This is a genomic window from Frigoribacterium sp. PhB118 (assembly GCF_003751725.1).
Classification (GTDB): Bacteria; Actinomycetota; Actinomycetes; order Actinomycetales; family Microbacteriaceae; genus Frigoribacterium.
This window is the reverse complement of sequence record NZ_RKID01000010.1, coordinates 19029-28250: the sequence shown is the minus strand read 5'-3', so window position 1 is coordinate 28250 and position 9222 is coordinate 19029. Positions and strand designations below refer to the sequence as shown.

Genomic DNA, 9222 nt, shown 5'->3' with positions numbered 1-9222 from the left:
TGCCCCCAACCAGGAACGAGATGGACGCTTGGGTAGAACAGCAGATGACACTGCGGGTCTCCTTCGATCAACGCAGCAAGACGCACCACCCCGCGGGTCGGAGCAGCACCAGAAAGGGCAGCCCTACACAGCGGGTCATGCGACCGATGCCAGTGCTGGCCCTCTGCGCAACCTAGGTGATGTGCAGACTCTGCAAAACATTCTCCTAATAGAACGTCCGTTCGACCACCCGTTCTAGGGCCATGAATCACCCTGGATTATCCAAATAGCGATACCCCTAGCCGAACCCAAAGCATGCGTCTTCGTCCCCTAGACCCCAAGATGCCCACCCGACAAACCACCGTCTAACGGGCAGCGCGTTACCTTTTCCCGGCGCCCAGTTTGATTTGAAAGCTGTTTCGAACATCCGTTCCCGGCGGGCCGATCTGAGCCGTGGCCCTTCCTTCCGGAATCGATCCGTGTCATCGAACCGTCACACGGGTAGGGCTGAAGCAACACGCATGCGGCAGGTCGAACAGCACAGTCCCTGCCGTTCGCAGGAGTGCGCAATCTCACACCACGACGGCGAAGGAACCATCGAATGTCGAATGAAGACTCCCAAAACCACAAGGACGCAGGGCAGCAGCACGCAGCTGGCCCAGGGCGTCAGTACCTCCGATTCGGCGCCATGATCCTCACCGCCATGGTCGTCATGTACTGGACGGTGTTCCTCGGCTCTTGGGAATGGGCGCATGTCCGTTTCAGCGAGAGTCGCGTGTTTATGGCCCTCACGATGGGAGGCACCATGGGCCTCGTGATGCTCGCCTGGATGCTGAACATGTACAAGAACACCAAGGCGAACATCGCCGTCGTCGCGACCAGCGTCGTCTTGATCGGAGGAGGCGTCGCCCTCGACCGGAGCCAGATCCTTGTAGGCGACACGGGATGGATGAGCGCGATGATCCCCCACCACTCCCTGGCGATCACACGCTCGGAACGTGCTCAGATCGAAGACGTTCGCGTGTGTGAACTCGCAGTCGACATCAGTGAGGCGCAGCGTCGGGAGATCCGGGAAATGGATTGGCTCATCGAGGACATCGAACGCAACGGCATCGCCGCGACCGCCGAGGAAGCACAGGCACGTCCCGCACCGACCTACGACGACACCGCTGACCGACAGTGCCCAACGGATTGAATTGCCCAGCAGTCAGGATCGATGTAGCCGAGGTCGCGGCTGGTCATCGAGTCACAGCAGAGGGAAGGCAGGGAGGCCGACGGCCGCGACGATGACCAGCGCACCAAGTACTACGGCGGTAGCTGCCTGCAGCCGAACAGCGACAACGGCCGGCCGTGGTGTCTTCGTCCGCTGGAAGGCCGTCGACACCCAGCGGAGCGCGTAGAACAGCGATGCCACCGACACGACCGCAGCGATGACTACTAGCCACGGCATCCCGCCCTGCCAGGTGGCCGTGAAGACCGCTAGTTTTCCTACGAAAACCGCGGTCGGTGGCGTGCCCACGAGACTCAACAAGGCGACTACGACGACACCGGTAATGACTGGATGTTCCCGCGCTGCACCGCGCCAGGAGGGGATCGTCGCCCGGGCCGGGAGGGCGGCGATCGCGGCGAACAGGGCCAGGTTTGTCACGGCGTAGAACACGAGGTATATCAGCAGTGCGGGGCGAGCTGACGGCTCGGCCCCGATCACAGCGACGGGCATCAGCAGGAACCCGACCTGCCCTACGGTGGACCAGCCGAGTAGCCGTGAGGCGCTGCGCTGCCAGAACGCGGCGAGGGTGCCGAGCGTCATACTTGCCGCGGCGAGCACACCGATCAGTAGCGGTGCATTCAGAGTCTCGGGCATGACGCCAACGAGACGCGCCAGTGCGATCAGGGCGCCGAGCTTCGGGACGGTAGTGATAAACGCGGCGATGCCAATGCCGGAACCCTCGGCTGCATCTGGGACCCAGAAGTGTCCGGGGACGGCCCCCGCTTTGAATAGCAGCCCCGCAAGGGCCCCAGTGAACCCGAGCGCGACCGCTGCGGCTGGAACGTGTGGGAGCGCACGCTGCAGCTCGGGGTAGGTGCTGCCACCGGCAACACCGACGAGGACGGTGATGCCAAAGAGCATCACGACGCCGAATACCGCACCCAGTAGGTACGTCTTCATCGTTGCCTCCGCTGCCATCGCAGATCGGGATAGCCCGATCAGCGCGTACAACGGCACTGTCGCCAAGAGGAACCCCGTCGCCACGATAAGGAGATCGTTTGCGCCGGCGAGGACGACAGTCCCGAGTGCGGCCAGGAGCAGTAGCGACGCGGTCTCGCTCTCCCGAGCAGAGCCCTGGGACTCCCGTCGTCCGATGAGCATCACAACGCCGGTCGCCAACGGAACGAGAATCCTGATCGTCATGGTCGCGTCGTCGAGGGCGTAACTGTCACTAAAGACGGTCGGTGATCCTGTGCTCACTGCGGCCGCGACCGCACTGCCGCATGCCGCGGCAATCGCGAACCAGGTCACGAGCGCCTGCCGGCGTCGGGGCAGGAAGCTGCCGCCAAGGAGCGCAACGATCGCGCCGCTCATCAGGACAATCTCCGGCAGAAGGGCGCCGTAGTCCATGTTCACGCCTAACCCCCAACCAAGGCGGCCAACTGCCTGGCCGCAGGGGCGATGAGCTGCAGCAGCGGTCCTGGAACCACGCCGACGGCCAGTGAGAGCAGCAGGAGCGCACCGATCGTCATGGTCTCCCGGGTGGTGGTGTCGGTGAAGCCTTCGGCGAGACGTTCCGTCGGGCCGGTGAGCATCTTCTGCACGGTGCGGAGGAACAGGGCGGCGGTGATCAAGATCCCTGGCAGTGCGATCGCCGCGACCGCGGTTGCGCCGATGCTGCCAGCGAAGATCTGGAACTCGGCAATAAACCCGCTGAAGCCGGGGATTCCGAGCGACGCGAACGCGGCGACAGCAAAGAGCCCAGAGAATCGTGGTGCGGGTTTCGCGAGGCCGCTGTAGTCGCTGATCTCATAGCTGTCCCGCCGGTTGTACAGGACGCCCGCTAGGAGGAACAGCGCCCCGGTGATGAGCCCATGCGACACCATTTGCACGGTCGCGCCGGTGATCGCCAACTGCTGCGCCTGGGCGGAGGAAGACCCTGTCACGCCCGCGGCGCCGACGGCCAGCACGACGTAGCCCATGTGGTTGACCGAGGTGTACGCGATCAGCCGCTTCACGTTCGTTTGCGCCAGCGCCACGAGTGCCCCATAAAGCACTGACACGATGCCGACGATGACGATTACCCATGACCAAGATCGCCAGGCGTCGGGCAGCATCGGCATCGCGATGCGGAGGAACCCGTAAGTGCCCATTTTCAGGAGGACGCCCGCGAGGACAACGGAGCCGATGGACGGTGCGTCGGTGTGTGCCGGCGGCAGCCAGGAGTGGAACGGCACCGTGGGGGTCTTGACGGCGAAGCCGACCACAAGCGCTGCGAGTACGGCACCAGCGGCGAGCGGTGTGCCGGTGTAACCGTGTCGGGTGAGTTCGACCATGTCGAATGTGTGCGGCGCCGATCCGAGGTACAGGCCGATGAATCCGAGCAGCAGCGCCAGCGATCCGAGGAACGTGTAGAGGAAGAACCGCAGTGCCGACCGGTGATGGTCACCATGCCCCCAGCCCGCGATCACGAAGTACATGCCCACGATCGACAGGTCGAAGAACACGAAGAACACCAGCAGGTCCTGCGCGGCGAACACCCCGAGGCAGGTGGTCTGCAGGAACATGAAGAGCGCAGCCTGCGGACGGGGCCGATCGGTGTCCCGGATCGCCCAGAGCGCACAAGCCAGGAACACAACGTCGGTCAGGAGCACCAACGGTGCTGACAAGCCGTCGATGCCGACGTGATAGCTGGTGCCGACACTCGGCATCCACTCGACCCGCTCCTCCCATCGCAGGCCCGGCATATCGGATGCGGGGAGGGCCACGAGGATTCCCAGAGCGAGCTCCACCACGCTCGTCGCCAGCCATACCCACGCGGCTACCCGCCCTGACATCGCCCGTGTCAGGGCTAGGACCGCCGCGACGGTGACGGGAAGAAACACGATCAGACTGAGCACGATCACCTCACGACTAAGAGCAGGATGGCGGCGGCGGCGACGGTTAGAGTCGCGCCGATGTAGTAGTGGTGCACCTGGCCGGTTTGCGGGCGCCGCGCCAGACGACCGAGTACCGCGACAGCGGAGCCGAGCTGCCCCGTCACTGCGGCGGGTCCGCGCTCATCGAGCACGCGTGCGGCGCGTGCGGTGCTCTCGAGTGCACGTCCCGACCGATCAAGGGCCGTGCCATAGAGGTCATCCATTGCTTGTGCGACGCGTGCGGTGCTCTCGAGCGCACGTCCCGACCGGTCGAGGGCCGTACCGTATCGGTCATCCAGCCGCGCAAGGACTGCAGCGAGTCTCAGGGTCGGCGCTGCGATGACCGTGACGGCTGCCCGCTCTAGCCCGAACCAGTGCATCCCGATGCGGACTGTTGGTGTGCGCCACAGGACCAGCAGGACCACGACGACCGCGATCGCCGCCGACGCGGCGAGCTCCGGCCACGACACCGCAGGCCCGGACAACGGGTCGAGCAGCGGATGCAGCAGCGGCGTGCCGAGGAGCGCAAGTCCGGCTGCAGCGACGGCGAGTACCACCATCGGGACGACCACGAGACGGGGCACCCGCCGGGTGCCGTGTTCCTCGTCGTCCCAGGATGCTTCCGGTGTTCCTGCACGTCGCCACAGCAGCCCGATGATCCGGGCAGAGTAGGCCGCCGCAAGTGCCGCCCCGGCCAGGCCCGCCGCGTACAACCAGGGCTGTTCCTCCAGTGCGGCGGCGAGGACGACGTCCTTGGCGTACCAGAGTGACAGTGGCGGCAGACCAGCCAGCGACAGCGCACCGACAGTCGCGAGGACACCGATCGCGGGCCAGCGGGCGGCGATGCCGCGGAGACCGGTGAACTGTTTCGTCCCGGTAGCCGTGAGCCACGCGCCTGCGGTGAGGAACAGCAGCGCTTTCGTGGCGGCGTGCGTGATGAGCTGCGCGGTTCCGCCGCTGACCGAGCCGACACCGGCGGCGAGGACGACGAACCCCAGCTGAGATGCCGTTGATGCGGCAAGCACCTGCTTCAGGTCCCGTTGCGACAGCGCGATGAAGCCGAGCACGATCGCGGTCGTAGCGCCCACCCACGCCGCCGTCGGGCCTGCCCAATTGGTCACGCTCAAAAGCGGTTCGACGCGGAGCAGGAGATACCCGCCCATGGCGACCATGGCCGCGGAGTGCAGCAGCGCGCTCACGGCGCTCGGGCCCTCCATGGCACGGGAGATCCAGAACGAGAACGGCAGCTGCGCCGCCTTCCCTAAGCCGGCAACAAGCAGCCCCGCGGCCGCAACGTGTACCCACGGGCCCGGCAGCGATTGCAGAGCGGTGAGCGACCAGGTGCCGCCACCGGCGATGACTGCGCCGGCGGCGAGGTACATGCCAAGGTCCCCGGCACGGGTGACGGTGAACGCGATGAGTCCGCCGTCGACGCGGTTCCGGTCTTGCCAGCGGAACCCGATGAGGGCGTAGGAGGTGGCGCCCATCACCTCCCAGGCGGCGAGCAGCAGCGGCAGCCCGGTCGCGGTCACGGTAACCACGACGGCGGCGAGGAAGAGCAACATCAGCCCATGGAACCGGGCAGCAGGACGCGTCCGGTCCGCGGTCGCGAACACAAGCACGAGGAACGCGACCCACGCCACGGTTGGCAAGACGACCGCGGCCAGCGCATCGACGCGAAGATCCGGGCCGGGGGGTGCGAGAAGAGCTGGCACCCCGCCGGTTACCTCCGCACGGGTGGCCGCCGCGATGGTTGCGAAAACTGCGGTCACAGCGGCCGTGGCGAGGCTGATGGGGACCGCGATCCGTTCGGCCAGGCGTCCAGCAGTCGACAGTCCTGCCCCGACAAGGGCGGGCAGGATGACGGCGGTAATCAGCGCGGCGCTCACTGGGTGAGATCCGTTGCCGAGTCGGTCATGTCGGAGTTCCGGGAGCGGTGCAGGATGGTGGCGACGGCGAAGCCCATCGCCATTTCGATTGTCATCGCTGCGATGATCACCAGCAGCAGCACCTGCCCGTCGACCGTTGGTGAGAGATACCACCAGAACGCGGCGGCGGCGAGGATGACGGCGTTCACCATCACCTCGATACCCATCATCACCATCACGACCACCTGCTGCGAGATCGCCCCGTACAGCCCGATGGCGAACAGTGCGGCAACAACCAACAGGACCAATTCCAGGGTCATCGTCCGATCCCTCCGGGTTCCGGATCCGAGGGTTGGTCCCGGAGTTCGTCGCCGCGTCGGTCGTATCGGCCCCTGGGGTTTGCAAGGACCAGGGCTGCGACGATCGTGGCGAACAGGATCGGGCTGATCGTCAGCATCACCAGCATCTTTGAGCCCATGATCGCTTCTCCGAGCGCTTGGGTGGTGTCCGCCCCCGGCGAACCGGCGCGGTCAGGCCATGGGATGAGGAGCGCGGCTGCGGCGAGGCCGACGAACACCGCGACCGCGATCATCGCTGCGGGTCGTTTGCTGTGGGTCATATCCATCGGCATCAGCGCCGGGTTCATACCCATGTAGGAGACCATGAACACGGCCATGACGGCCATCTCCATCACCATCATCAGGATCGTCACGACGCCGATGAAGTCCAGGTGTAGCACCAGAACGGCTGCGCCCACGGCGATGAACGACACCGCCAGGGCGTACGTGGCGCGTGCCATCGAATCAACCCGGAACACCGCGGCTGCGGCGACCACCGCGACCACTGCCGCGACCCAGAACACGATCGTTGCCATCACGGTCATCAATTTCCCGTCACGGCCAGCACCGAGGTGACCAGCAGCTGCAGCAGCACCAGCGGCAACACGACGACCCATCCGATTTCTGCGAGCCGCTGCGGCCGCACTGCGGGCATCGCACGTCCGAGCAGCAAGAACACGGCGAGCAACGCACACGTTTTCACCAGCACCCACAGTGCGGGCGGGAGCAGCGGACCGGCGCCGCCGCCGAGGAACATCGGGACGGCGAACGCGGCGCCTGCGACGAGCAGGCACCACCTGCCGGCGAGGACGAGCAGCCGGTCAACGCCGGAAAGTTCTCCGAGGACACCGCCGGCGATGTCCGTACCGGCAGGGAGGGCGAACGGACCCCACGCGGAGAATGCGGTGACGGAGGCGCAGTAGACAACGAACGCGACCGGCATGGTGACCGCGAACCAGATCGGTTCCTGCGCCGAGACCACGTCTGTCAGCCGGAGGCTCTGCGCCCCGATCGCGGGTGCGGTCAGGGCGAACATCAGCGGGATTTCGTACGCCAGCGCCTGCGCCAGGAACCGGTAGCCGCCGATCAGCGGATGCACACTGTTGCTGCCCCAGCCGAGGAGCCACCACAATGCCCAGAGGGTGACGTCCACGGCGTTGAACCACACGACGCCGACCGGCACGTCCAGCGGCGTGAGGTTTCCGACCGGGACGGCGAGGGCGGCGAGGAACGCGGCGACGATGAGCCCGGACCCACCGATCCGCCACAGGAGGGTGTCCGCGCCGAGCACGGAACGGCGCTGCTGGCGCAGAAGCCGGTGGGTTTCATGGAACGGGGACAAGACCGCAGCGCTCACCGGTGTCCCGCGGTCCCGTGCCACCAGAACGGCGTTGCCGCTGGCAGCCGTGATGGCGAGCACGACGACGACGGCGGGCAGAACGAGAGCCCAAAGGGTGCTTTCGATATCAACCATGGTGGGGGTGTCTCGTCGTGCCGGCCTGTTCGGTGATGTCGGTGCGACGGCCGGGGTGCACGGTGAGTGCTGCGACGATGAGGCGGGCGCTGCCGATGTCGCGCCCTTCTATTAGTGCCGGAATCTCATCCGCCGTCGTTGACGGCTCCGGTTCGAATTGAGCCGCATTGAGCGAGACGGTTGCTCGCTCCAAGCGGGCCAAGAGAACGGTGCGGACGTCGACGCCAGGCCTGACCTGGAGTCCGTTCAGGGACCAGCGGAGCAGCAGGGATCGTTCGACCCGGCGGCGCAGCGGGAGAAGGCGCTTTCGCGCCTGATCGCGGCGGCCGGTCACGGCAAGATCTCGCACGCGGAGTGTCCGAGCTGCAGCGGCATCCCACCCGGCAACGGCCAGCACCTGGGCAGCCTGATCGAGTGCGATGGCCGCCACGTTCTGCGGCTCCGCGTGCTGGTAATCGTCGACGTCGATCATCGAGGCGGAAGCGCCGGTGATGGTGTCGCCGGCAAGCGTCACATCCAGGACCACACCAGCGGGCCAGGCCGGCAGGATCGGGCCGAGCCTCCGGTGGAGTACGTCCATCTCCAACCCGTCCCGGTCATCGGCACCATCGGCGAGCGGGTAGCCGCCTGGACCACTCATCGACATGTGATCCATCGACGTGTGGTCGTGCCCGTCCGCTGTCATGTCGTCGTGGTGCATCGATTCGTCAGCATGATGGATCGTGTCCTGGTCCTCGCGTGCGGCGGATCGCTGTGCGGGTCGGTTTGCAAGCGCATCCTGCGCGGCCCCGAGGACGGTGGCGATCTCGTCGGGTCGGGTGAGCGTGGCTCGGTGCTTCGGGTAGGGCATCTGATCCCATACGCGGTCGAGGAGGGTCTGCAGCTCTGGTCCGGGTGTTCCGCAGACGAGGAGGACGTCGCTCTCCGCCGGGTGGACGGCGAGGATGTGGCCTGCGGCGGCAGCCGTGGCTTCACACTCGATCCGAACCAGGCCGTTGCCGGGCACCTCGACGAGAAGCACATGCAGCGGGCGGCGACGGTCCTCGGTCACACCCATCGGAAGGCGCCTTCCCGCCAGGCCCAAACCACCCCTGCCACAAGGACCCCGAGGAAGACGAACATCTCGATGACTGCTTCTGCACCCATCTGCGCGACCACGACCGCCCACGGGTACATGAACAGCATTTCCACGTCGAAGGCAAGGAACACCAGCGTCATCGGGTACCAGCGGGTGTGGAATCGCGAGAGTGCATGTTCCTGGAGGTCCCACCCTGACCCGAACGGCAGCACACCTTTGCGAACCGGAGCGACCGTCATTGCTCGTGACACCAGCACCAGGGCGGCGATGCCGAGCAGCCCGACGCCGAGCACGATGCCAATGGTGACGTATGCGGACATTCAGGATCTCCTTCCCCGACGGGCATACCCCGGAGGG

Annotated in this window: 9 protein-coding genes; 1 reads left to right on the top strand and 8 read right to left on the bottom strand. The window is 66.1% G+C overall.

Features of this window, described 5'->3' with window-relative positions; translation table 11 throughout:
* Positions 1–667: 667 nt before the first annotated feature.
* Positions 668–1174 (top strand): DUF305 domain-containing protein, encoded by a 507-nt coding sequence (locus tag EDF21_RS16435; RefSeq protein WP_233568562.1) that lies wholly within the window; start codon positions 668–670, stop codon positions 1172–1174.
* Positions 1175–1225: 51 nt separating this feature from the next.
* Here the strand turns inward: EDF21_RS16435 and EDF21_RS16430 are convergent, their stop codons facing one another.
* From EDF21_RS16430 to EDF21_RS16395, 8 genes are read right to left on the bottom strand one after another with little or no spacing between them, the layout of a single operon-like run.
* Positions 1226–2599, bottom strand: a complete 1374-nt coding sequence (locus tag EDF21_RS16430; protein ID WP_123519970.1) for an NADH-quinone oxidoreductase subunit N — start codon at positions 2597–2599, stop codon at positions 1226–1228.
* A gap of 8 nt (positions 2600–2607) precedes the next feature.
* Positions 2608–4095 (bottom strand): NuoM family protein, encoded by a 1488-nt coding sequence (locus tag EDF21_RS16425; protein ID WP_223269464.1) that lies wholly within the window; start codon positions 4093–4095, stop codon positions 2608–2610.
* Positions 4092–5996, bottom strand: coding sequence for a proton-conducting transporter membrane subunit (locus tag EDF21_RS16420; protein ID WP_123519943.1), 1905 nt, complete (start codon positions 5994–5996; stop codon positions 4092–4094). The genes EDF21_RS16425 and EDF21_RS16420 overlap by 4 nt, the downstream gene beginning before the upstream one ends.
* A complete protein-coding gene (gene nuoK / locus EDF21_RS16415) occupies positions 5993–6295 on the bottom strand; it encodes an NADH-quinone oxidoreductase subunit NuoK (RefSeq protein ID WP_123519942.1) in 303 nt (100 codons plus the stop codon). The genes EDF21_RS16420 and nuoK overlap by 4 nt, the downstream gene beginning before the upstream one ends.
* Positions 6292–6858 carry an NADH-quinone oxidoreductase subunit J gene (locus EDF21_RS16410; protein WP_223269463.1) on the bottom strand — a complete coding sequence of 189 codons (567 nt, stop codon included), beginning with the start codon at positions 6856–6858 and terminating at the stop codon, positions 6292–6294. The genes nuoK and EDF21_RS16410 overlap by 4 nt, the downstream gene beginning before the upstream one ends.
* Positions 6858–7787 (bottom strand): NADH-quinone oxidoreductase subunit H, encoded by a 930-nt coding sequence (locus EDF21_RS16405; RefSeq protein WP_123572130.1) that lies wholly within the window; start codon positions 7785–7787, stop codon positions 6858–6860. Before EDF21_RS16405 ends, EDF21_RS16410 begins: the two co-directional genes overlap by 1 nt.
* Positions 7780–8844 (bottom strand): hypothetical protein, encoded by a 1065-nt coding sequence (locus EDF21_RS16400; RefSeq protein WP_148053749.1) that lies wholly within the window; start codon positions 8842–8844, stop codon positions 7780–7782. Before EDF21_RS16400 ends, EDF21_RS16405 begins: the two co-directional genes overlap by 8 nt.
* Positions 8835–9185 carry an NADH-quinone oxidoreductase subunit A gene (locus EDF21_RS16395; protein WP_123519939.1) on the bottom strand — a complete coding sequence of 117 codons (351 nt, stop codon included), beginning with the start codon at positions 9183–9185 and terminating at the stop codon, positions 8835–8837. The genes EDF21_RS16400 and EDF21_RS16395 overlap by 10 nt, the downstream gene beginning before the upstream one ends.
* Between the last annotated feature and the right edge of the window lie 37 nt (positions 9186–9222).